At 59.9% G+C, this 22922-nt stretch carries 19 protein-coding genes and 1 pseudogene; 8 read left to right on the top strand and 12 right to left on the bottom strand.

The window, feature by feature from the left end; genetic code table 11:
• The first annotated feature begins 61 nt into the window (after positions 1 to 61).
• The 4 genes from JSS95_08130 (at position 62) to JSS95_08115 (ending at position 4678) form a co-directional block, all read left to right on the top strand.
• A complete protein-coding gene (locus tag JSS95_08130; protein ID MBS1799776.1) occupies positions 62 to 889 on the top strand; it encodes a rhomboid family intramembrane serine protease in 828 nt (275 codons plus the stop codon).
• A 126-nt stretch (positions 890 to 1015) separates the two neighbouring features.
• The gene (locus JSS95_08125; GenBank protein MBS1799775.1) at positions 1016 to 1807 is read left to right on the top strand and encodes a cytochrome b/b6 domain-containing protein; all 792 of its coding nucleotides are present in this window, start codon (positions 1016 to 1018) and stop codon (positions 1805 to 1807) included.
• Complete coding sequence (locus tag JSS95_08120; protein ID MBS1799774.1) at positions 1797 to 2768, top strand: molybdopterin-dependent oxidoreductase; 972 nt, start codon at positions 1797 to 1799, stop codon at positions 2766 to 2768. The genes JSS95_08125 and JSS95_08120 overlap by 11 nt, the downstream gene beginning before the upstream one ends.
• A gap of 200 nt (positions 2769 to 2968) precedes the next feature.
• Positions 2969 to 4678 (top strand): hypothetical protein, encoded by a 1710-nt coding sequence (locus JSS95_08115; GenBank protein ID MBS1799773.1) that lies wholly within the window; start codon positions 2969 to 2971, stop codon positions 4676 to 4678.
• Between the two features lie 60 nt (positions 4679 to 4738).
• On the opposite strand, the gene JSS95_08110 is transcribed toward JSS95_08115, so the two are convergent.
• The 8 genes from JSS95_08110 to JSS95_08075 form a co-directional block, all read right to left on the bottom strand.
• Positions 4739 to 5485 carry a DUF1275 domain-containing protein gene (locus tag JSS95_08110; GenBank protein ID MBS1799772.1) on the bottom strand — a complete coding sequence of 249 codons (747 nt, stop codon included), beginning with the start codon at positions 5483 to 5485 and terminating at the stop codon, positions 4739 to 4741.
• A 7-nt stretch (positions 5486 to 5492) separates the two neighbouring features.
• Positions 5493 to 7415 carry an aspartate--tRNA ligase gene (gene aspS, locus JSS95_08105; GenBank protein ID MBS1799771.1) on the bottom strand — a complete coding sequence of 641 codons (1923 nt, stop codon included), beginning with the start codon at positions 7413 to 7415 and terminating at the stop codon, positions 5493 to 5495.
• Positions 7416 to 7478: 63 nt separating this feature from the next.
• Positions 7479 to 7940, bottom strand: coding sequence for a hypothetical protein (locus JSS95_08100; GenBank protein MBS1799770.1), 462 nt, complete (start codon positions 7938 to 7940; stop codon positions 7479 to 7481).
• Between the two features lie 6 nt (positions 7941 to 7946).
• Complete coding sequence (locus JSS95_08095; protein ID MBS1799769.1) at positions 7947 to 8882, bottom strand: PIG-L family deacetylase; 936 nt, start codon at positions 8880 to 8882, stop codon at positions 7947 to 7949.
• A gap of 9 nt (positions 8883 to 8891) precedes the next feature.
• Complete coding sequence (locus tag JSS95_08090) at positions 8892 to 10184, bottom strand: histidine--tRNA ligase (GenBank protein MBS1799768.1); 1293 nt, start codon at positions 10182 to 10184, stop codon at positions 8892 to 8894.
• A 355-nt stretch (positions 10185 to 10539) separates the two neighbouring features.
• Positions 10540 to 13653 (bottom strand): DUF3857 domain-containing protein, encoded by a 3114-nt coding sequence (locus JSS95_08085; GenBank protein ID MBS1799767.1) that lies wholly within the window; start codon positions 13651 to 13653, stop codon positions 10540 to 10542.
• A 524-nt stretch (positions 13654 to 14177) separates the two neighbouring features.
• Positions 14178 to 14543, bottom strand: a complete 366-nt coding sequence (locus JSS95_08080; GenBank protein ID MBS1799766.1) for a nuclear transport factor 2 family protein — start codon at positions 14541 to 14543, stop codon at positions 14178 to 14180.
• A 114-nt stretch (positions 14544 to 14657) separates the two neighbouring features.
• On the bottom strand, positions 14658 to 15176 hold the full coding sequence (locus tag JSS95_08075; GenBank protein ID MBS1799765.1) for a gamma carbonic anhydrase family protein: 519 nt from the start codon (positions 15174 to 15176) through the stop codon (positions 14658 to 14660).
• A gap of 425 nt (positions 15177 to 15601) precedes the next feature.
• On the opposite strand from JSS95_08075, the gene JSS95_08070 reads away from it, so the two are divergent.
• From JSS95_08070 to JSS95_08060, 3 genes are all read left to right on the top strand, one after another.
• The gene (locus JSS95_08070) at positions 15602 to 15799 is read left to right on the top strand and encodes a 30S ribosomal protein S21 (protein MBS1799764.1); all 198 of its coding nucleotides are present in this window, start codon (positions 15602 to 15604) and stop codon (positions 15797 to 15799) included.
• A gap of 265 nt (positions 15800 to 16064) precedes the next feature.
• Positions 16065 to 16463, top strand: a complete 399-nt coding sequence (locus JSS95_08065) for a zinc-ribbon domain containing protein (protein ID MBS1799763.1) — start codon at positions 16065 to 16067, stop codon at positions 16461 to 16463.
• A 51-nt stretch (positions 16464 to 16514) separates the two neighbouring features.
• Entirely contained in the window at positions 16515 to 17432 is a 918-nt protein-coding gene (locus JSS95_08060; protein MBS1799762.1) for an MBL fold metallo-hydrolase, read from the top strand.
• Positions 17433 to 17650: 218 nt separating this feature from the next.
• Here JSS95_08060 and JSS95_08055 read toward each other — a convergent pair whose 3' ends face one another.
• Positions 17651 to 19153 (bottom strand): galactose oxidase, encoded by a 1503-nt coding sequence (locus tag JSS95_08055; GenBank protein ID MBS1799761.1) that lies wholly within the window; start codon positions 19151 to 19153, stop codon positions 17651 to 17653.
• 257 nt (positions 19154 to 19410) lie between these two features.
• Here JSS95_08055 and JSS95_08050 point away from each other — a divergent pair.
• Positions 19411 to 20369: pseudogene (locus JSS95_08050) on the top strand (tyrosine-type recombinase/integrase).
• 178 nt (positions 20370 to 20547) lie between these two features.
• On the opposite strand, the gene rpmA reads toward JSS95_08050, so the two are convergent.
• The 3 genes from rpmA to mgrA form a co-directional block, all read right to left on the bottom strand.
• Positions 20548 to 20811, bottom strand: a complete 264-nt coding sequence (gene rpmA, locus JSS95_08045; protein ID MBS1799760.1) for a 50S ribosomal protein L27 — start codon at positions 20809 to 20811, stop codon at positions 20548 to 20550.
• A 113-nt stretch (positions 20812 to 20924) separates the two neighbouring features.
• A complete protein-coding gene (gene rplU / locus JSS95_08040; GenBank protein MBS1799759.1) occupies positions 20925 to 21230 on the bottom strand; it encodes a 50S ribosomal protein L21 in 306 nt (101 codons plus the stop codon).
• Between the two features lie 598 nt (positions 21231 to 21828).
• Positions 21829 to 22860 (bottom strand): L-glyceraldehyde 3-phosphate reductase, encoded by a 1032-nt coding sequence (gene mgrA / locus JSS95_08035; GenBank protein MBS1799758.1) that lies wholly within the window; start codon positions 22858 to 22860, stop codon positions 21829 to 21831.
• Between the last annotated feature and the right edge of the window lie 62 nt (positions 22861 to 22922).

Raw genomic sequence — 22922 nt, 5'->3', positions numbered from 1 at the left:
CGCGGCTTGCTTCATCCTGGAAGCGGCAAGCGGCTGGGCTGTGGTGAAATAGACTCCAGCGATGCCTCGTTCCAGCCAAATCCCGTTTGCCCTGCCGTCCTTCAGCGGAGCGGTGCGAAGACTCATTCTGCTCAACATCGCGGTCTTCTTCGGCCTGGCGGTCCTTCACTGGGTGTCTGTCCCGGCGGAAGGTTTTCTGTTGACGCACCTGGCCCTGCGGCCGGTCGCCGTGCTGCACGGAGAGATCTGGCAACTGGCAACCTACTCGCTGATTCAGCCCGGCATTCTCTCGATCATCTTCAGCATGCTGACGCTGTGGTTTACGGGGTCGCTGCTCGAGGGGTCCTATGGCAGCCGATGGCTCAGCGAGCTTTATTGGACGTCGGTGATCGGCGGCGCTGTGGTCGCCTCGGCGATCTCGTTTACGCATGTGTTTGGCCTGCGGCCCGATGTGGGCGCCGTCAGCGCCTGGGCCGGCATCTTCGGACTCCTGATCGCCATTGCCATGGTCTTCGGCGAGCAGGAGTTTCTGCTCTGGTTCGTGCTTCGCATCAAGGCGAAGTACATGGTCGCGGTCTACATTCTCATCGCGATTGCCGTGCTGCTGAAAGAGGCTGACAGCTTTGGCGCGCTCTTGCAGCTATCGGGCGCGCTGGCCGGCTTTCTCTTCGTGCGCTTCGCTCCGCGCCGCGGTATTGCATTCGGTTTTTCCGAGAGGCTCTATGGCGTTCGCAACTCCTACTATCGCTACAAGCGCCGCCGCGCCGCCCGCAAATTCGAGGTCTACATGCGCAAGCAGAACCGCGAGGTCCACTTCGACAAGGACGGCCGCTACATCGACCCCGACGAACTGCGGCGCGATCCAAACGACAAGCGCTGGATGAACTGAAATCTGCAATCGATATCACGTTGAAAACAGAGCAGTTTCGTGCTTTAGGCGAAAAGTGGTATGTACTTTTGCTGGCCGCTGACGCATCTTCAGGCTAAGGTGGAAGTAAGTTTCCCTTAGAGAACGATGGCGGGCCAGGACTCTGCATTAAGCACTGCTTCACTTGTTCCGAGAAGCGACCTCCCCACGGTGCTCCGCATCGAGGAGAGGCATTCGCTCGCCGTTCGCTGGATGCACTGGATCAACTTTCCGCTCCTGGCCATCATGATCTGGAGCGGCCTGATGATCTACTGGGCCGACTCGATCGACCTCAACATCCTCGAACATCGCGTGTACAGAGTGGGCGTTGGGAACTTCACGCTCTTCCGCTTCTTCCCTGACTGGTTCTACAACGCCTTCCGGCTGAACAATCACTTCACGCGCGGGCTTTCCTTTCATGCACTCGTCATGTGGCCGTTCGCTATCAATGGGATCGCCTATCTTCTGTTCCTTGCGATCTCTGGCGAGTGGAGACGGATCGTCCCCGGCGCGCGCGACTTCAGGCAGCTTGCGCGCACTGTGTGGAACGACCTGCTGAACCGCGAAGCGGCCGGGCACGGTGAGACGTACAACGGCGCGCAACGTATCGCCTACACGCTGGTGCTGATGATTGGTGCGATTTCTGTCATCAGCGGAATCGCGATCTGGAAGCCGACGTCACTGCCGTTTACGACTGCGATGATGGGCGGATACCGTGCTGCGCGGTTGATTCACTTCTGGACCACGATTGCATTCTGCATCTTCATCTGCGTTCATCTCTTTCAAGGTTTGCGTGCAGGTTGGGGACGGCTGCAATCGATCGTGACTGGTTTTGATATCGTCGCTGAGCCTGAAGCGAATAAACCTTCGCTGGAAGCCGAGAGCGTTCATGGCGACTGACCCTCGACGCGACGGCATAGAAGCGCGGAACGCCGCAGTTGCGGCTGAGGCCAAACGCCGCGCGCGCCGAAGTTTTATCGCCGCGGCAGCCGCCGCTGCGGCCGGTGGGGCAGGCTTTGTCGCGCTGATGAAGAGTCATACCATCGGTATGCTCCGGGCTCCCCTGCGCAGGGCCGAGGAGTTCAACAGGCTGCTTGCAGAACATGTCGTTGGCGAGACCGCGCTGGCGAAGACGTATCCTCTCCACAAAGCGGTGAAGCGCGCACGCGTCAATGGCCTCGGCCTGCGTCGCGACATGGACCCCGAAAGCTGGCGGCTGCAGGTTGCGGGTCTTTCGCCTGAGGTGTCGGCGCACCCCCGGTTTGTCAGCAACCTGGCGGCGTGGAAGTACCGCTACTCCGACGAGTTCGTCGCGCGGACGCTCGAGCTGGATGGAGAGGCTGCTTTTCAGCCGGCAAGCACGATGAAGGACAACTCCACGAAAGATGAAAACCCTTTAATCGAAGTGCCCGAGCGCCTTCCACCTGCACCTGGCCTTCTGTTGACCATGGACGACCTCAGGGCACTGCCCTTCACCGAGTATGCGACCGAGTTCAAGTGCATCGAAGGCTGGAGCGACATCATGCACTTCGGCGGCGTGCGCTTTCGCGATTTTATGGAGGCGTTTCCCCCCGGGCGCGGACCGGGCGGCGCATTGCCGAAGTATGTCGCCATGACGACGACGGATGGCTCCTACTTCTCCGCATTTGAGATTGCCGCAATGGTGCACCCGCAGACACTGCTCTGTTACCAGATGAGCGGCGAAGACCTCCTCCCCGCGCATGGAGCGCCGCTGCGCCTGTCCATGCCGCTCAAATACGGCTACAAGCAGATCAAACAGATTGGTCGAATCACTTACACCAACACGCGTCCTTACGAATACTGGGAGCGGTTTGGCTACGACTGGCACGGCGGAATTTAATCCACTGTCTATGTGATTCATCTCGCTGGGGATCGCCAATTCTTACGACTTTTGACGTATAGACAGGTGCAAGATTCTGCATCAATAATGCAAGTTATTGCATGTCATTTGAAAGAACTTTTCTCCTCTAAAAAAGGACCTCAAAAGCTGACCTTGATATTTTTAGCGCTCTCACTTTGAGGGCCACCAAGGAGTAGTGCATGCCAGGAACCCTCCCCAGACTGGCTTTGCTGACTCTTGCTGTCTCCGTGACAGGCTGCGGTTCAGGCCTGATTCCCGGCGCAGCAGGCCTCGGCGTCGGAACCCTGTCACCCGTTTCCAGCCCCTCATCGGCCCCCACGAGCACGTCGTCCGGATCAAGCTCAACCACCACGACGACAACGACTTCGACGACAGCCACAAGCGACCCAGTCCATACGCCGGTTTCGGCCCCGGCACCTGCGCCCGCGCCTCCGGTAACGGCCCCGGCGCCAACGCCCACTCCAGCGCCCCCAGTGGCAACGCCTGCGCCGACGCCTGCACCTGCTCCTACGCCACCCATGGTCACTCCGGCGCCAACTCCAGATCCAACCCCTGCTCCCCCTGTAGTTGCCCCGACGCCGGCCCCACCCGTAACGACTCCTACGCCAGAACCTGCCCCCACTCCGGCTCCGCCTGTTGTAACGCCGGCTCCTGACCCCACTCCGGCCCCGGCGCCTCCAGTGGCCACACCCACCCCAACACCTGACCCAACTCCAACACCTGCACCAACACCCACGCCCACCCCGCAGCAGCTTGCCTGCAGCGTGATGAGCCTCGGCCAGGGAGCCAACCTCAACGGCTTTCTCCCCTTTGCGGCAAATGATGCCTGGCGTCAGGACATCTCCGTTGCTCCGCTCGACGGCAACTCCGCCAACTACATCAGCTTCATCGGCAACTCGCATCTGTATGCGAACTTCGGTGCGGGCCAGTACGACGGTTCGACGATCGGGATTCCCTACACCGTGGTCAGCGGTACTCCGTTTACTACGGTCAACTACACCGACTACGGCGACGAGAGCGATCCCGGCCCCATGCCCTTCACCAGCAGCACGGCGATTGAAGGCGATCCGAACCCTGGAGACGGCGACCGCCACTCGCTCGTGCTCGACCGCAACAACTGCTGGCTCTACGAGCTGGGCGGCGCGTACTCGCAGGGCGACGGAACCTGGCAGGCTGCTGCCGGAGCGGTGTGGGACCTGCTGAACGTCAACGCGCGTCCCTTCCGCTGGACCTCGACCGATGCGGCCGGCCTTCCCGTCTTCCCCGGCCTCGTGCGTTACGAAGAGGTCGCAGCCGGCCACGTCGACCACGCCATTCGCGTCACGTTGCAGCGCAGCAAGGCGGCGTTCGTCGCACCGGCCACGCACTGGGCGGCGAACAACTCCGACCCCAACGCCGCGCCCATGGGAATGCGCATGCGCCTCAAGGCGGACTTCGACATCTCGTCGTATCCTCCGCAGTCGCAGGTCATTCTTACGGCGTTGAAGAAGTACGGCATGATCATGGCCGACAACGGAAGCAGCATGTTCCTGATCGGCGCTCCCGACGATCGCTGGAACAACGACGATCTACAGAAGCTGAAGCAGGTCCCAACCTCAGCATTCGAGGTGGTGCAGTCGGGAACGGTCTACACGGCCGCAAACGTTCCGACGGGCGCAGCTCCGGCGATCAAGAGCTTTACTGCGGACAACCTGACCGTCGCATCGGGAACCGCCGTGACTCTGACATGGGCGGCGGACAACGCCTCGTACTACGTCATCTCGCCCGAGGTCGGCGCCGTGCGCGGCAACACCGTTACGGTCCACCCAACCAAAACGACCACCTACACGCTCTACGCCACCAACCAGTTCGATCGCAGCACGCAGACCATCACCATCACCGTGCAGTAGTCGGATACTTACTTAGCCGCGACAGGAGAGATACCTCCGTCGCGGCTTTTTTATGCGTAATTAAACGGCGGGGTGGCGTGTGCGGTTGAGGTCATCCACCACGGGCACGGCCGCGAGCAGAACTAGTATCGCCGCGAGCGGCAGGGTGAACAGGAAGCCGACGTACTTGAACCCGAGCGCGCCGACGACGCCGCCAACGAAAAAGAGAACGATCAGCGAGCCCAGCAGACGCAGCTTCGACCACTCATGCGGTGCATCGATTCCGCCGGGGTCGTCTTTGTATTGCCTGCTGATGATACGACCCAGCGCGATCCCGATATCTGTGACCATGCCGGTGAGGTGCGTGGTCCGAATCACCGAGTCGGAGATCTTGGAGATGATGGCGTTCTGCAGCCCCATCGTAAAGCAGAGAAGAACGATGATGTCCATCGCGCGGCCGCCGGTAAAGATTCTGCCCCTTGCCCCGAAGGCGATCAGCATGCCTGCTTCGATGATGAGCGGCAGCGCGTACTCGCTCTCAAACTGGCGCGAGCGCGCCCAGCGCACCAGCAGCGTCGTTAGAAATGCGCCTGTGAGGAAGGACAGCACGGAGACGAAGCCATCGAGCACAAACTGCATCCTGGTCAGCGCAAAATCGTCGGCCATCGTAGAGATGATGCCCGACATGTGCGACGTGTAGTGCCCCACAGCCAGCAGGCCGCCTGCATTCGTCGCACCGGCAATAAACGCCAGGTATCGTGCGAGGTGGCGGTTTGCCTTTTCGCTACGCTGGCTTCCGGTGAGACGACGCAGGTAGAAGAGGGGCATAGGTTCGTCAGCTCCGTGGAGCGATCTTCAGGTGCAACTCCTTCAACTGCTGTTCCGTCGCAGGGCTTGGCGCGTCGACCATCAGGTCGATCGCCTTGGCCGTCTTGGGGAAGGCGATGACCTCGCGCAGGCTGCTTGCTCCTGCGAGGATCATCACGATGCGGTCGACGCCGAGCGCGATGCCGCCGTGCGGAGGCGTGCCGTACTCCAGCGCGTCGAGGAAGAAGCCGAAGCGCTGCTTCGCCTCCTCGTCGCTCATGCCGAGCGAGCGGAAGATCTCAGCCTGCACGTCCTTGCGGTGGATACGGATCGAACCCGAGCCCAACTCCGTGCCGTTGAGCACGATGTCGTAGGCCAGCGCGCGCACCGCGCCCTTGTCGTTGAACAGCGCGCCCGACTTGATGTCGTCCTCGTGCGGCGAGGTGAAGGGATGGTGCGCCGCGTTCCAGGTCTTCGCCTCCTCGTCCCACTCGTACATGGGGAAGTCGGTGACCCAGAGAAACTTGAAGTCGTTCGCCGTGCCGGTTTGCTCAAAGAGCTTGTGCTTGTCGGCGAACTTCTGCGCCAGCTGCAAACGCAGCGCGCCGACGCGCTTGTAGATCCACTGCGGATCGTAGTTCCACTTCTCCGGCGTGCCGAGCTTCGGCGTCACGACGACCAACAGATCGGGTGCCCCATCCTTCGCGGTCTCATCGCGAAGGGTGGGATTGTTCACTCCCAGCTTCGCTTCGATCGCCGCAGCCAGCGGAGCGAACGTCTCGTTCGTCTTCAGGCGCTCGGTGTCGAGCAGGTCGAGACCACTTTCGCCAAAGTTGGCGCGGACTTCGCTCAGCAGCTTCTTGCGCTCGGTGCCGCTCAAGCCACCGGCCTTTGGGATGATGAAGCCGAGCACAGGCAGCTTCTGCTCGATCTTCAGCGTCTCGCGCAGCGCGGGCGTCAGGTCGTCAGTAAGTTCGGCCATCGCGGGCAGGCGCATGTCGGGCTTGTCGATGCCGTATTTGCGGATGGCGTCGTCGTAGCTCATCTCGAGGAACTGGCCTTCGGGCAGCGTGATGCCTGCGGTCGCGAACGCCGCCTTCAGAAAGCCTTCGACGACGCGGAAGACCGTCTCCTGCCGGGGGAAGGTCATCTCGAGGTCGATCTGCGTGAACTCGGGCTGGCGGTCGGCGCGGAGGTCTTCGTCGCGGAAGCAGCGCGCAATTTGAAAATACCGGTCGAAGCCCGAGATCATCAGAATCTGCTTGAAGATCTGCGGCGACTGCGGCAGAGCGTAGAACTCGCCGGTGTGGACGCGGCTCGGTACGAGGTAGTCGCGCGCACCCTCAGGGGTGGAGCGCGTCATGAACGGCGTCTCGATCTCGAGGAAGCCGTTCTCGGAGAGGTACTCGCGGATCGCGCGCGCGACCCTGTGGCGCAGCGCGAAGTTCTTCTGCATCTGCTCGCGGCGCAGGTCGAGGTAGCGGTACTTCAGCCGCACCTCTTCGTTGGCAATCGCATCTTCGGCGGGCGAGAAGGGAGGCGTCTTCGCCTCGTTCAGCAACAGCAACTCCTTGGCGACGACCTCAATCGCGCCGGTGGGCATGTTCGGGTTGTCGAGCCCTTCGCCGCGCTTGCGCACGCGACCCACAACGGCGACGACATACTCCGAGCGGGCAGTCTCGGCCTTGGCATGTGCCTCGCTCGAAACCTCTTTGTCGAGAACCACCTGCGTGATGCCGGTGCGGTCGCGCAGGTCGAGGAAGATGAGATTGCCGTGGTCGCGCCGCCGGTTGACCCACCCCATCAGAACAACGTCGTTACCATCCTGCTCCACACGGAGCTCGCCGCACTTGTGGGTGCGCTGCAAAGTACCTAAAAAGTCGAGTGTCACGATGTTTCTATTGTACGAAGGGTAAGGCAGATTGGCTAAATGTTGGGCGAAATACGGCATGGATAGTGACTGCTACCCGGTTGGAGAGCGGTCTGTCATCTTACCTGCCGCCTGTGATTTTCCTTACCGAACACGAAATTCGACTGTCGCTGAGCAATCAAGTGGATCATGCGGAGCATCGTTCTTCCTAAAGCTGTGATGAGTTACTTCGACCGCATACCTGCCCTTTGCGCTGAGATCCAGGTAGATACTGAGGTCTATATCCTGAATAAACGTCGCCCCCGGTGAAATCATGACGTGTTGGAACTGTCCATTGAGAATGCAGGTATTGCCGCGATTTCGGTCTATCTTCAAAGTTTTCGGTTGATGAATAACCTTTACCGTGTAGCCCGCGCATAACGGCTGGCCGGGGAAGCCGGTTGTATCAAGACGATAGGGCTGGCTTGTAGAGTTAGTGACTTTGAAGCGAACAACAGCCGTCTGGCCGACCGGTATTGCCGATTTGTATATGTAGAAACGACCGGAGACCTGAGCGAGTGAGGACGCCGAAAGAGCGCCGAATAACAACGTGGCGAGAAGTCTCATCAGTATTCAAATGCGCTCAGCATGAGCGCGAATGTACTCGTCCAGCGAGTGGTCCGGGCCGATGTAGTGGAACTCCTCGGCGTACTCCAGGCCATACTTTGCGCCGACGCGCTTGTCGCGCTCGATGAACGCTGCCTGAATGTAGGCTTCGTTCGCCGCATCCTGTCCCCCGGCAAATGCAGGGACGCGCATACCGCGAGCGGCCAGCGAGTCGTTGGTACTGCGCACCATGTTCGTGATCATGTTTTTGCACGACTTGATGTAGGCGACCTTCTGCTGCAACGTCGGGCCAATGTCGACGACGCGGTTCACAAGCTGCGGTCCGCGAGCGAAGTAGTACTTCTCGCTGACGCCCTGCGGCTTCAGGCCCACCTCGAACTGCTCGGGGAAGTCGAGATGGTCGGCGGACATCCAGCACGCCGCCTCGACCGCCTGCGCGGTGACGTAGTGGTCGGGGTTCTCCTCGTAGTGGCCCCAGGGGTCGTAGCTCAGCACGGTGTCCACCTTCAGCAGGCGGAAGAGGAAGATGAGGCGAACGCGAATCTCCATGCGCGAGACGTCGTCGAGGCCGTGGTTGCGGTATTGCAGGTCGTAGCGCTTCTTCAGCCCGGCCACCTCGACAAAGCGCGCCGCGTCCTGCTCGTTCGCCAGCACGGTCTCGCCCAGCGTCAGGTTGTAGGAGTCCTTCTCATCGTTGCTTACGCGAATGAAGTAGCCGGTGTAGCCCTCGTTGAGCAGCTTGGCCACCGTGCCACCGGCGAAGATGGGGCCGTCGTCGAGATGCGGTGTGATCAGCGCGAAGACCTTGCCCTTTGAGGGCTGGCCCGGAGTGGCGCGTTCGATGAGGGGCGGTTGCGTTGCGGTGCCGCTCTGCGCTCCAGCCTGCGCTGCCCCGGCAAAACCCGCAGCCGCAGCCATCTTAAAGAACCCTCGTCGCTCCATCAGCCCTCCTCAGCCCTTCAACACCGCCGCCAGCTCCGCACGCGGAACCTTCTCCTGCTCGCCCCTGGCGAAGTTCTTCACCGTAAACAGGCCGGAGTTCACCTCGTCCTCGCCGACAATGATCATCTTGCCGGCCAGTTTGTCGGCGGTCTCGAAGGACTTGCGCAGGCGGAAGGAGCCGTCGCCGACCTCGATCCGCAGCCCGGCGGCGCGCAGCTCGCGGGCAAGTTCGAGCGCAGCAGGATTCTGTGCAACGCCCATCGGCGCGACGAAGGCGTCGAGCTTGGCGGGCTCCTTTGCTTCCATCTGGGCCAGCAGCGTCAGGATGAGGCGGTCTTCGCCGATCGCAAAACCGATGCCGGGAGCCTTTGGCCCGCCCAGCATCTCGGACAGACCGTCGTAGCGGCCGCCGCCCAGCAGGGCGTTCTGCGTACCCAGACCGCTGCCATCGGGAACGGTGAACTCGAAGGTCGTGCGCGTGTAGTAGTCGAGTCCGCGAACGAGGCGCGGCTCAATCGTATAGGGCACGCCGCAGGCATCGAGCGCGGCCTTCACCTGCTCGAAGTGCCCGCGCGAGTCCTCGCCGAGGAAGTCGGCGATCTTGGGCAGCGCGTCGATGATCTCCTGGTCGTGCGCGTCCTTGGAGTCGAGCACGCGCAGGGGATTCGTCTCGGCGCGGCGCTGGTTGTCCTCGCACATCTTGTGCTTCACAGGCTGCAAGGCTTCGCGGAGCGCCTCCGAATAACGCCTGCGGTCGTCGGCCGAGCCGACAGAGTTCAGCGCCAGCCGCCAGCCCTTCACGCCGAGCTCGTCGAGCAGCGTGGCCAGCATCTCCAGCACCTCGGCGTCGCGCAGCGCCGAGTCCGAGCCCGAGAACTGCGGCCCAAGCACCTCGGCGCCGATCTGCCAGAACTGCCGGTAGCGCCCGCGCTGCGGCCTCTCGCGCCGGAACTGCGGCCCGATGTAGAAGAGCTTCTGCAGCAGGCCGCTCTCGTCGAGATGGTGCTCGATGTAGGCGCGCACCACGCCGGCCGTGTTCTCCGGCCGCAGCGTCAGCGAACTCCCTTTGTCGCTCTCGGCGCGCCCGCGGTCCTCCCACGTGTACATCTCCTTGGAGACGATGTCGGTCTCCTCGCCCACGCCGCGCGCGAACAACTCGGTCGCCTCGAAGATCGGCGTGCGAATCTCGCCGAAGCCATACCGCGCAAAGACACTCCGCGCCGTCGCCTCGACGCGGTTCCACAACTCCGTCTCAGGGGGAAGCAGGTCCCGCGTCCCCCGCACTGCTTTGATCATCGCCATTTCACTTATCAGTGTAGCGGCTGCTACCCTCCCTCCCCCTGTTTTCGCACAAAGTCTTCCATCGAGAGACTTTAGATCCGGACCTCTGATGCACGTCAGATGCCAATCTTTATAAGAAGCAGAAAGCCCGGCTCGTGGCCGGGCTTCTTGCTGTTCTTGATTTAAGGTTATCAGGCGTGTCAAGGCGCGGCTGTGGATTATTGATGTGCCTGGATACGCAAAAGCGTACCTCAGGCTGAGAGCCTCTTCTCCTGGTGCGGCTCCTGAGGCACGGCTGAAGCCGTGCCTCAGGAGCGGTTCGCGCTTGCCCGAATGTCACACACATGCGATGACGCCGCATGTATGGGGCAGTGGCCTACATAGGATGAATGACCAAGTCGCAGATGCCGCTATGGCAGTTGAGTGTGGCCTTGCGGATGATCTTTGCCCTGGAGTTTGCGGGGGTCCAGCCTGCGGCCTTTGCCTTCAGCACCAGCGCCGTGTGTGCTACTGTACCAGCCGCACCTAACCCATGATCGGAATCAGGAATCGATGCAACTACATGGTCTCCTGCCAGAGCGACGACATAATCCTCAAGGAGATTTTTCCCCGGCCACGGACCTATCGAAAGTGTTCGTTCCTTCATCTGCTCAGCTGCGGGGTTTGCAGAAGGAGCTGCTATACCGCGTTTCTTCAATGCGTCAATGTGAGCCGTAAGCATGTCAACCGTAGGGTTCGGAGTACGCTGCACGATAGTGAGCTTATTTCCAACCGGCATCAGAGCGTTCATCGCAGAGAGGCCCATATAGTAGTAAGCCATTGCACGTACATTATTGCCGCGTTTCTCTTCAAATTCGCCCATATGTATAGCGCCCTCACCAGAGGGCATATTCCGCCATGAGGCACGCAGCCAGGGTTCAGCGGCATCAACGTTGCCATCTTTGAAGAAGGCCCATCCCAGCGTGTCCCAAGTGGCTATAAGCAGATTTTGCTTGGCCGCTTGATCCTTGGAGGTGCTGCCGGGAGACCAGGCTGCTGCTTCCTCGGTGAGGATGTCAATGGCTTTGCTGGAGGCGGCCTCGGCCTGAGGAAGAGCTTGACCAGCATCTGCAAGGTCGTAGGAGATTTCGTTCATTTCTAATGGCGTTGTGGCTTTAGGCAGAATGGCGGTGAGTGTACGTGTGGCTTTCTCCCTTTGCCCAGTCTTCATCTGTGCCGCGCCGAGACTCCGCTGTAGCTTCAGGTCATCGGGCTTGTCGGCCGCCATCTTTTCAAGCAGCGGTAGTGCCTCCTCGTAGTGATTGGTTCGAGTGAATATCTCTACCGCAGCATGCCGATCCTGATCGCCGACTGAATCCTGTTTCAACAGTACACGCGTGGCGTCAAGAATCTCGTCTTGCTGACCCTGCAGCGCCTTGATCGTGACCTGTGCACGGTAGCCCCATATGGACTTGGGATCTGACTTCCGTATCTTCTCTACTGTTTCCGCTGCACCTTTCACGTTATTACCCTGGACTTGTTCGGAAAACTGCTGGAGCAGCGTTGCAGTCTCGGGCGAGATATTCGCGCCAGGGGCTATCTCCATTGCACTGTTCGGAACAGTTAAAGTAATGTACGGTTCACCATCGCCGAGGGCCGCGTCGTACCACTTCTTGTAGGCCTTCCACTCCGATGCCGGAATCTCGCGCTGCAAGACCTCCATGCGCCGTTCCGTCGTCAACGTGTCGTCCTCGATCTTGTAGGTCTTGTCGAGCGTGATCCATGCCGTCTTCTGGTGGACAGCGGCAGGCAGTTCCGCACCCCATCCCGCTGGTAACTTGATGGTCGACAGCGCGGTTTCCACCCGCAACTCGCCCAGTTGAATCGGCTGTTTCTGCGGCGGATTCTTTTCATCGACGTTGGCGAGGAAGACCGGTGGAATGAGAGGCACAATGCGGTGATTGTCCCAGTCGCCCGTCTTCTCGCGCTCGTAGTCGTAGCCGATGTGCGCCGGGTCGGCGGTCGCGTCGGGACGGCCGGCCTCGGCGTGGCTGGTCGTCCCGCTAAAGCCCAGGCCCTGCGAGAGGCGCTGCGCGAGATCGTCCCACTGCCCTGGCGGAACCTGCCGCAGTAGTGTGCGCAGGACAATCTCGTCGTCGCCGCGCGTTGTGTACTCGATCTGCGCCTTCATTGTGCCTTCCTTGTTCAGCGTTCCCTTGGCGGCGAAGAGGCTGAATGAAGCGAAGGGCGGAGCCTGCGGTGTCTTTTCGAGTTTTGCCGCGCCAGTGTCCGGAACCACGAGCGCCTGCTTGTCACGAATGACCGGCAGCAGCATCTCCCAGGGCGCAACCTCTGCTGTCGAATCGAGCCACACCTGTTTGCCTCCCACGGGCACCATCGTGATCATGTGGTTGAACGCGCCGGGCGAGGGAACGTCCTCGTTGGTGCGTATCCCCGCGCCGATCAGCGCTGCCGAAGGATGCAGCCCCGCCGCCGCTAGCATCGCGGCCAGCAGCGTGTGCTTGTCCTTGCAGTCGCCGTACTGGTTGCGGAGGACCTCGGCTGCGGGATGGGGCTGGTAGCGGCCTACTCCGAACGCGACGCCAATGTAGCGGATCTGTGCGGCCACGTAGCTATAGAGCGCGCGGGCCTTGTCTTCCTCGGTCATCTTGCCTGCTGTCAGCTCGGCCACCTTGGCTTTGATCTCGGCATCGGGTGTTGCGCGGTCGGCCTCCAGCCCGCGATACCAGGCCCCAACATCCTCCCAGCTCTTGAAGGTGGTCCACGCAATCGTCGGCAGCTCGCCCCTGGGATCGATCTCCCTCTGCTTCGTCTTGCCGTCCTTGCCGACCGTCGGCTCGAGATGCGAGCCCGTCCAGCGATAGACCGTCTCCTCCCCCAACTCCGTCTTCACGGGATCATGCCCCGGACTCCACACCTTCACATACTTTGTCTTCGGCACATGCAGCTCGATGCTTTCGCCGAGGATGACGGCCCACAACCCCAGGGTCTCCTGTCCCCAGAACTGCCCCGGCGCCTCGGCCTTTGTTCCGACGACGCGCACCTTGTACTCCAGCCTGTCGCCCATGCGCAGGTTGCGGACAGGCACCTGCTTTTCCTTGAGGTCGCTGTAGAAGGGGGCCTGGCGGGTGACCTCCTGCGGCATCTCCTGTGCGCCGGAGGGCGGTGTCTCGACCACGCTGCCGTCCGGCTTGCGCGCGCGAACGTAGTCGATCTCCACGTGCTCGCTGTTGCCCGCAAAGGAGAAGTTCAACACACCGTACTGGCGCGCTGCCGCGTCGGATTGGATGCGGAGGACTGCGCTGACCTCGCGCGAGCCGGTACCATCGGCAGCGAAACGGTAGACGCTATCCAGCCGCTCCACAACGACGGATTCAGCGGAGTAGTCCGAAGCTTGCGCGGCGGCCGCAGGCGGGGCAGCGCTCTGGCTCAGCACAGGGGCGGTTGGCGTCATCAAGGCGAGGGCAAACAAAACAGCAGTGGAACGCATGTCTACAGATAACGCACTACCGGGCAGTTCGCTATCAAAAAAGATGCAACGACGTACCCAGCTTCCCCGGGCGGTGGTCGCAGTACGAGGCACGTTCTCGGCAGCGCGCTGTGCATCGTAGACCTCAGCCGCATCAGCCTGAAGAATGGTTCCGGGAAATTCAACCCGTTTTCCGAAAAGCCGGGCTTTCACACAGATTGAGAAGGTCGCGCGGAGTTATTGCGAAAAGCCCTGGCCAGCCATCTCTTCCATGTCTTCGGTCCAGAGCAGACCGCCAGATGGGCTTCGATCCTCTGCCGGTTATAGAGTGGGGCCCGCTCCGTGCGCACGTCCCTGCGCACCAGATCGCCGCATGCGGCGCAGACCAGGTCGTAACTCAACCCGGACGGAACCAGTCGTGTCGCCGCCACTACATCCAGCTCGCCGTCAATTTGTGTGCTGTGGCCCAAAGCCTCATCAGTATGGCACCACGAAACGCAGAGCACTCTACAACTTGAGTCGTAGGAATCACTAAGGACAACGAATCACGAAAGCCTGTCGAAAAAGAGATAGACCGACGCGATGCGGCCGTCTCGAGCAACAATAAAATCGGTTCCCGCATAAGCTGGCGGTTTCCCGGGAGGGCCAGATACCCACACAACCCGCCCGGCATTCCCTGCTTCCTGCGGAGGGAAGAGGGGCCGATACTCGAAATCGGGATGTGTCGCCTTGATCACCCCGGCAATACGGTCGATCTCGTCGCGGCCGCGAAATATACCCCCATTGGGGTCATAGAAGACTGCGTCTTCGTGAAACAGCTCGTCGATTGCAGCGCGGCGGCGCACCGGATCATTTTCCCCAAACACGTCACTCAGATTGCGAAGCAACAAAGTAGATATGCTGTTGGACACATTGCTCTCCGTTTCAGATCGCACCGCCACAGTACCATCAATTTCACTACGATATCGGGCTCCCATCATGACGCAGCCTCATCGCTCTGCCCCATCCACAAACTCGGACACATCCTACTTCGCCATCTCCGCCAGGTAGATCGCCGTGTAGTCCAGATAATTCTGTGCGTACTTCAGGATCATCTTTCTGTCCTCGTCACCCAGCGTCTTCTTCACCTTGCCCGGCACACCGGCCACCAGCGAGTTCGGCGGAATCACCGCCTGCTCCGGTATCACCGCGCCCGCGGCAATAATCGAGCCCTCGCCGATCCGCGCGTTGTTCAGGATTGTCGCGCCGATCCCCACCAGCACCGCGTCTTCAAGCACACATCCATGCACCGTCGCATTGTGGCCGATCGTCACCATCTCACCCACAATCACCGGGTACACATACCTCATGCCGTGGAGCACCGCGCAATCCTGCACATTCGACCGCGCTCCCAGACGGATCGCGTTCACATCGCCGCGCAGCACGGCGTTCATCCACACGCTCGAATGCTCGCCCAGCTCCACGTCGCCAATCAGTTGCGCGGAGACATCCACATAACAGCTTGCGGGAACCACTGGCGTCTTGCCCTGATAACTCCTGATCATGCCCCGATTCTAAGCCCGCCCAACCTTGTCAAGTCCTGGTTGCCATTAACTCTATATTTATGAATGAGTTAAATTTGCCGATTCACCCCTCGCGATTTGCTAATCTTAAATCAGCAACCTTGATAGGGGAGCTAATACCGGGTAACGTATCGTCAAAAATAGAATAAGTGTTTTACTTTGAATATTTTACCGCCAAGTACAATAGATGGAATACTTTACGGAATAGATCCACCCATAAGTCTTATCGATTGAAGACTTTGCATGAAATAACCCGGGGTACGGCGCAATAAGACTTCCAATACATGCAATCTTAAGGCCAAGTACCTCATGGTGCCTAAAGATTAGCGAGTTACCCCTTCAAATCCAGCAAAAATAAGGTATTCTTACAGCATCCCTTGCTGGGAATGTTTGGAGGTGTATCTCTCTTGGCAGAGGTTCGAGTTCAGGAAGGCGAGCCCCTTGAAAATGCCCTCCGTCGCTTTAAGCGTAAAGTGCAGACGGAAGACATCATCAAGGAGGTCAAGCGCCACTCCTTTTATTTGAAGCCGGGTGAAAAGAAGCGCGTCAAAGAAGCGCTCGCCCGCAAGCGCAATCGCAAGAAAGTCCGCAAGGAGCAGGACTAGCTGTAAGCTCCAGTACCAGGCAGGCGCCGTCTACCTTCTCATTCAGAAGACGGCGCCTCCTGAACAAAGCCAGGCGATGGACTCCCGCTATCTCCTGGCAAGGCAGTGAAACCAGAGTCACACGCCACTGCTGGCTGTGCCATGCAGCACTCCGCCGTTATCGGCGGTCCCGGGCCCCTGAAATCCAAAGATGTGCAAGTCATAAAGACAGTCGATCTGCTCTTAAATGTGCTTATCGCCTGTCCCGCTGACGGGAGACGCGGTTATGGAATTCGTGGATCGGCTACTAACCTGTGCAGACTGTGGTGGTGAGTTCATCTTCACTGCCGGCGAACAACTCTTCTTCTTCGACAAACAATTCAAGAACGACCCCAAGCGCTGCAAGCCCTGCAAGTCCAAGCGCGCAGGAGCGGCGATGCGTTCGGGCTCAGGCCCCGCAGCCGCCGGTATCTCGCGCACCGAGACCCGCACCACCTGCTCGGAGTGCGGCATCGAGACAACCGTGCCCTTCAAGCCAACGCAGGGACGACCCGTGCTCTGTCGCGGTTGCTTCCAGGCCAAAAGACCTGCTGCCGCAGCGACTCCTGGCGATGCAACCTCGTCTGACCTTGTCGGTATGGGAAGCGATCACTCCGACATGGACATGATGGCGCGAGCCTCCTGAACTCTTCGCCCCTCCCCATCGGTCATCCCCGCTCAAGTACGATGTGAAGGGATGACCGATACTCACCGCCTCCCCGGCCTGGCCGACCTTGTGCGAGCAAGAACGCACCTCGGCGACTTCGAGCTGACCATCTGCACCGACGGCAGCTATCGCCTCGACGGCGGAGCCATGTTTGGCGTCGTGCCCAAGACGCTCTGGCAGAAACGCGCGCCCGCCGACGCGAACAACACGATCCTGCTCGGCCTGAACACCGTCGTCGTGCGCACCGGCAAACACACGGTCGTCATCGAGACGGGAGTCGGCAACAAGCAGTCCGAGAAGATGCGCCAGATCCACCAGAACCAGGAGCTGCTTCCGCAGTCACTCGCCGCCGCAGGCGTTCGCCCCGAAGAGGTCGACATCGTCATCAACACCCACCTGCACTTCGACCACTGCGGCTGGAACACGACGCTCCACTCCGACGGCTCCGTCACTCCCACCTTCCCCAACGCACGCTACTTCGCGCACAAAGGCGAGGTCGAGCACGGACACATGCAGTACGACCGCGATCGCGTCAGCTACCTCTCACCCAACTACGACCCGCTGATCGCCAACGGCCAGATGACGCTGCTGACCAACGAGAGCATCGCAAAGAACCCCGAGATCGTCCCCGGCATCTCCGTCGAACTCTTCCCCGGCCACACAGCGCAGTTGATGGGCGTCCACATTGAGTCGAAGTCACACGCAGGCAAAACCGAACACGCCTGCTACATCTCCGACCTCATCCCCACCTCCGCGCACCTCGACCCCACCTGGGTGATGGGCTACGACCTCGACCCCATGACCTGCATCGCACAACGCAAGCGCTTCTACCAACGAGCCATCCCAGAAAAATGGCTAGTCGTCTTCACCCACGACCACCTCACACCGATGGCGCAGATCGAGCTGAACGAAAAGGGCAAGCCCGTCGTCGCTGACTCCGCGGTGTAGCGGTCTTTGCCTGTCACCCAAATCTGCGGAAGATTAGTCAATGTAAGCGCGTTTATCGGCACTAATCCCCAGTGCGAGTCTCAACTCATGTTCAATGAGTGCATTGCCCTGTTTACCGACAACGCACAATCGTTTAGACCACTCGACCGACCCCTTCGTGGCATCAAACGCTTCGTTTCTGCCGCGGCGTAGTCCGTTGCCTGCTAAAAGACTTTTCGCTACGGGGTGTAGCTCCACAGATCATTCAATAGCCCATACTGTCCAGTCGAGTCGTGGCCAGACCCTCCGTAGAGCCATAGATTTCCGTTCGAATCGACCCAGGCGACAGATCCAGAACGCCCCCCGGGCGTATTCGATGCTGCTGCTGTTCCCTGCGTTCCGTATGTTCCAGACGGCCCGCCTGTCCCGCCCTGAGCAGGACCAACAGAATTGCTTCCGCTTTGCCACGTCCAGGTTTTGCTCGAAGTATTGAACTCCCACAGATCATTTAGAGATCCCGCCGTTCCATTTGCGTCGCATCCCAAGCCGCCAAATAGCCACAGATTCCCGCTGGCGTCGATCCACGAATTGGCAGCGTTGCGACCGCCGGGTGCATTCGCGGTTGCACCTGTCCCCTTCGTTCCATAAACTCCCGCCACGCAAGCGCCCGGTCCACCCGTTACTGCGCTACTCCCACTGATCCACGTCCATTCCTTCGTCGAAGAGCTGAACTCCCACAGATCGTTCAAATCATTTGCCGACCCGGCGGAATCGTATCCAAGTCCCCCGAATAGCCAGAGATTGCCGTTGCTATCGGCCCAGGAAACTGCGTTGTCGCGCGCCCCGGGGATGTTCGCGCCGGAAGCCACGCCTACCGTGCCGTAGACTCCTTTGGCATTGATCGCGCTGCCACCGCTCACCCAGGTCCATTCTTTGCTAGAGGGGCTGAACTCCCATAAATCGTTGAAGCTGCCAAAGACCCCATTGACGTCGAGCCCCTGGCCTCCGAATAGCCAAAAGTTGCCGCTGTTGTCTTTCCACGGGACCGCATTACTGCGAGCGCCGGGAACGTTGGTTGGCGCTGCCACGCCGAGGGTGCCATAATTCGCTTTTCCGAGAACCAAATTGCTTCCGCTTACCCAAGTCCATTGTTTCGTCGCGGGAGCATATTCCCACAGATCATTCAGATAATTGCCTTGCCCCGTCGAGTCGTAACCCTGGCCACCGAAGAGCCAGAGATTGCCGCTGGCGTCAATCCAGGAGACAGCCGCGCCACGCCCGCCCGGGAGATTGTTCGCGGACGGTGTGCCTTCGGTGCCGTAAACGCCGTACTTGTTGCAGGGCGCGGGGCCGCATCCCCCTACCCATGTCCATTCATTCGATGCTGGGCTGTATTCCCACAGGTCGTTTTGCGATCCCAGGGTTCCGAGAGGATCGAAACCTCCGCCACCGAATAGCCAAAGATCACCGCTGCTGTCAACCCAGGAAACGCCGCCCCCGTTGGGATTGTTTCCAGCGGCTGCGACGCCCTTCGTACCATAGACGGCTGATACGGTAACGGCAGTATCGCTGCCTTCGACCCAGGTCCACTCCTTAGCGTTTGCAGGTGGCGGAGTTCCGCCGCCAGAGCCTCCAGTGCTAGTACTTCCACCACCACACCCAATGCCAAGAAGGAAAACAAAACTTAAACAAAGAGCCCCGACTTGCCGTGGGCAGCGCTGAGTTTCTTTCGGCAGAGTCACATCGTCCCTTTCGCGATAAACATCAATTGGAACACTTTTGATTAGTATCGCAGTTTTACGATCGGTGCCCAGGCCTTGCAAAGCAACGATCACCTCCATCGGTGGCATTCCACTATGCGGAGAACGGGCTCTCCATGTCGCACTTGTGACCTTCCCCAAAAATTCATCGCCTCCGCGCTTCCCGACATAGCCATAGCTCTATGTCGGTGGAAGGCCTACAAGGCTTGTGTATACCAGCGGCAATGGAGGCCGCTCGTATGCGCAAAAGAAAAACGCGGCCAATTTGCCGGAAGATCGTTCTGCGTCTCCCCGATCTCGATCACGCAAAGCTTTCAGTACTCGACAGTCTGAGCTCCCCGAACTCCAGGCGCAACTACAAATTCGCCATGGAGCAGTTCATTAGTTGGTATTGCTCCGAACCACGACTCGCCCTGAACAGGGCAGTGGTGCTTCGATTTCGCCTCCATCTCGAGTCTCTCGGATTGGCAGCGGGAACCATCAATCAAAGACTCGCGGCTGTCAGGCGGCTCGCCTACGAGGCGGCTGATTCGGGACTGTTGAGCCCGGAATTGGCTGCGGGAATCAGGCGTGTGAAAGGCGTGAAGCAGTTGGGTTCTCGAGCCGGGAATTGGCTAAACAAGAATCAAGCTGAACAACTTCTGGAGAAATCAGACGGAGAGGGCCTGCGCTGCATGCGTGACCTCGCCATGATCGCGATCCTGTTAGGCTGCGGACTTCGGCGAGCTGAACTGGCGTCACTTCGCAAGGACGACATCCAGGTTCGACAAGGCCATTGGGCGATTGTGGATCTCGTCGGCAAAGGCAATCATATCCGCACCGTCCTATGCCGATCTGGGTCAAGGCCGCGGTTGATCGCTGGCTCACCGCAGCAAAGGTCGCAGACGGCAGGATTTTCCGGGCGGTGAGCCGGCACGGAACAGCGTGGGGAGAGGGAATCTCGGAGAATGTAGTCTGGTATGTCGTTCGGAACTGCGCTAACCGAATTCACCTCGAACATCTTGCCCCCCACGATCTTCGCCGGACCTGTGCCAAACTGTGCCACGTTAACGGTGGCGAACTCGAGCAAATCCAATTTCTCCTCGGGCACGCTTCGGTGTTGACCACTGAGCGGTACCTCGGGTGCAAGCAGAACCTGGAGTCGCCGGTGAATGACCGCTTTGGATGCCTATTTTCTGCGGGCATCGATTCGCGATAGGACGGTAAGCATCAATCGAGAAAGTCACAGCTGTACTAAGGACGATTCTCAATTGGTGCTAAATCGCCGAGTCACTCATTGAGGAACTGATTACTACCGAGAAGTCGGCTTCTCGGTAGTATCAACAACAAAGAGCCCTGCCGAAGCAGGGCTCTTTGTTTGAAGCTTATAAACGCGCTTATGCGGTAGCGATCGGCTCGATCGAGACGAAGCGGCCGTGCTGTCCCCGGTCCTGGAACCTGACCACGCCGTCGATCTTGGCGAAGAGGGTGTCGTCCTTGCCGCGGCCGACGTTGAGGCCGGGCTTGAGCGGGGTTCCGCGCTGGCGAACCAGGATGGAGCCGCCGGTGACCGTCTGGCCGCCGAAGCGCTTCACGCCAAGGCGCTGCGCGTTGGAGTCGCGACCGTTTTTAGAAGAACCTAGACCTTTTTTATGTGCCATTGCTATTGCCTCATTCTGCGCCGCTCAGGGGCAAGCGCCTCAAATCTGTCCACCACAGTTGTCATTCCGACCGGAGCGAAGCGGAGTGGAGGAATCCGCTTTTCGTCCTCCAGTTAGCCGACGAGGATCTCGTTGATCTTGACCTCAACGTAGTTCTGGCGGTGGCCCTGCATCTTCTTGTACTGCTTCTTGCGCTTCAGCTTGAAGACGAGGATCTTGTCGCCGCGGCCTTCGCCGAGAACCGACGCCGTGACCTTCGCACCCTTCAGGTTGCTGACGAACTTGCCCTCTTCCTTCGAGACGGCGAGGACGTCCGAGAACTCGACATTCCCCTCGGTCTGGCCCGTGGTCTCGATCTTCAGGGTGTCGCCGGGAGCGACCTTGTACTGCTTACCGCCGGTGCGAATGACTGCGTACATGACTTCAAACCTCTAAGCGCGCGATCTCTGTTACCTGAACAGGAGCGCAACCGCTTCCTTAATGGAGTTGTGCTGCGGGGCGCATACGATCTTCTCAAGCCAAACAGACTGAACCCGATGGATCGGCTCTAAGCCTGCCGTCCTCACCCTGCGACCGCAGGGATGAACTCCTGCAACAGAGATAGAGACACGCTGGCTGGTGCGCCAAACTTAATGAGTTTACCGGGGTTTTCGTTCGGGGTCAACGGGATATGGACGCAAATGCCCATTAATCAGTGCATTAACCACGGCATCTCGCGTAAACGATGGCACTTATGGCAGGGTGCTGCATATTCTCAATGCCTGGAGGTGCTGAAGAATCTACGTCCGTGTCCTCCTGAGCGGAGTTTTCCGCATCTTCTTGCGGAAAAACGGAGTCGAAGGACCTGCGTTTTGCCAATGCCGACACGACTCTAAATCGCGAGGCATCCTGCAAAGACCGCAGATCCTTCGACTCCGCTACGCTCCGCTCAGGATGACACGGTAGGAAGGATTGCTCCTCTCGGGAGACGGCACCTTTCAGGAGGCGGGGCTCTGACCAGGGTGGCATTTGGTTCAGCTATGCCGTTCCCTCGCGCGCACCCTTCCAGATGTCGAGCCCGCCGTCGGTTGCGTAGCGGTCGATCTCCTTCAGTTCGGCCTCGGTGAACTTCAGGTTCTTCACCGCGTCCAGCGAGTCGTCGAGCTGCGTCACATTGCGCGCGCCGATCAGCGCCGAGGTCACGCGCGCATCGCGCAGCACCCAGGCGATGGCCATCTGCGCCAGCGTCTGCCCGCGTCGCTTTGCGATCTTGTCCAGCGCACGCACATGCTTCAGGTTGTCCTCGCTCAGCATCTTTTTGCTGAACGAGCCGCCGCCCCCTGCACGCGATGCTTCAGGAACGCCCTTGAGATATTTACTCGTCAGCAGCCCCTGTGCCAGCGGCGAAAACGCGATGCACCCCGTACCAAGCTCAGCGAGTGTCGCCAGCAGCTCATCTTCAATCCAGCGGTTGAGCATGGAGTACGACGGCTGGTGGATGAACAGCGGCACGCCTTCGCTCTTGAGGATCGCCGCGGCCTCGCGCGTGCGCTCCGGGCTGTAGGACGAGATGCCTACGTAGAGCGCCTTGCCCTGGCGGACGATCTGCGCGAGCGCCGACATTGTCTCCTCCAGCGGAGTGTTCACGTCGGGCCGGTGCGAGTAGAAGATGTCGATGTAGTCCAGGCCCATGCGCTTCAGGCTCGCGTCGAGCGAGGCGATCAGATACTTGCGCGAGCCGCCGATGCCGTAAGGCCCCGGCCACATGTCCCAGCCGGCCTTGGTGGAGATGATCAGCTCATTGCGATACGGCGCGAGGTCCTTCTTCAGCATCGCGCCGAAGTTCTCCTCCGCCGACCCATAGGGCGGGCCGTAGTTGTTCGCAAGGTCGAAGTGCGTGACGCCGCGATCGAAGGCGCGTCGCACCATGGCGCGCCCCGTCTCAAAGACGTCGGCGCCGCCGAAGTTCTGCCATAGGCCAAGCGAGACGGGAGGAAGCACGATGCCCGAGCGCCCCGAGCGGCGGTAGGCGTGCTGTTCGTAACGCTTCGGGTCGGGGACGTAGGCCATCTCTTACTCCTTCGCAGATTCCGAACACAAGGATATGTCATGAGAACGCAGATGCTGAACCA

This window comes from Acidobacteriota bacterium, from assembly GCA_018268895.1.
Classification (GTDB): Bacteria; Acidobacteriota; Terriglobia; order Terriglobales; family Acidobacteriaceae; genus Edaphobacter.
Note: the sequence above shows the minus strand (reverse complement) of the source record. Positions and strands in the feature narration are given on the sequence as shown.

Bases quoted from the DNA above. Each gene is read 5' to 3' on its own strand.
- mgrA (MBS1799758.1), bottom strand. From the start codon at position 22,860: ATGGCCTACGTCCCCGACCCGAAGCGTTACGAACAGCACGCCTACCGC.
- rplU (MBS1799759.1), bottom strand. From the start codon at position 21,230: ATGTACGCAGTCATTCGCACCGGCGGTAAGCAGTACAAGGTCGCTCCC.
- JSS95_08060 (MBS1799762.1), top strand. From the start codon at position 16,515: ATGACCGATACTCACCGCCTCCCCGGCCTGGCCGACCTTGTGCGAGCA.
- JSS95_08075 (MBS1799765.1), bottom strand. From the start codon at position 15,176: ATGATCAGGAGTTATCAGGGCAAGACGCCAGTGGTTCCCGCAAGCTGT.
- JSS95_08115 (MBS1799773.1), top strand. From the start codon at position 2,969: ATGCCAGGAACCCTCCCCAGACTGGCTTTGCTGACTCTTGCTGTCTCC.
- JSS95_08095 (MBS1799769.1), bottom strand. From the start codon at position 8,882: ATGGAGCGACGAGGGTTCTTTAAGATGGCTGCGGCTGCGGGTTTTGCC.
- JSS95_08125 (MBS1799775.1), top strand. From the start codon at position 1,016: ATGGCGGGCCAGGACTCTGCATTAAGCACTGCTTCACTTGTTCCGAGA.
- aspS (MBS1799771.1), bottom strand. From the start codon at position 7,415: ATGCCGTATTTCGCCCAACATTTAGCCAATCTGCCTTACCCTTCGTAC.
- JSS95_08065 (MBS1799763.1), top strand. From the start codon at position 16,065: ATGGAATTCGTGGATCGGCTACTAACCTGTGCAGACTGTGGTGGTGAG.
- JSS95_08110 (MBS1799772.1), bottom strand. From the start codon at position 5,485: ATGCCCCTCTTCTACCTGCGTCGTCTCACCGGAAGCCAGCGTAGCGAA.
- rpmA (MBS1799760.1), bottom strand. From the start codon at position 20,811: ATGGCACATAAAAAAGGTCTAGGTTCTTCTAAAAACGGTCGCGACTCC.
- JSS95_08130 (MBS1799776.1), top strand. From the start codon at position 62: ATGCCTCGTTCCAGCCAAATCCCGTTTGCCCTGCCGTCCTTCAGCGGA.
- JSS95_08120 (MBS1799774.1), top strand. From the start codon at position 1,797: ATGGCGACTGACCCTCGACGCGACGGCATAGAAGCGCGGAACGCCGCA.
- JSS95_08085 (MBS1799767.1), bottom strand. From the start codon at position 13,653: ATGCGTTCCACTGCTGTTTTGTTTGCCCTCGCCTTGATGACGCCAACC.
- JSS95_08090 (MBS1799768.1), bottom strand. From the start codon at position 10,184: ATGGCGATGATCAAAGCAGTGCGGGGGACGCGGGACCTGCTTCCCCCT.
- JSS95_08100 (MBS1799770.1), bottom strand. From the start codon at position 7,940: ATGAGACTTCTCGCCACGTTGTTATTCGGCGCTCTTTCGGCGTCCTCA.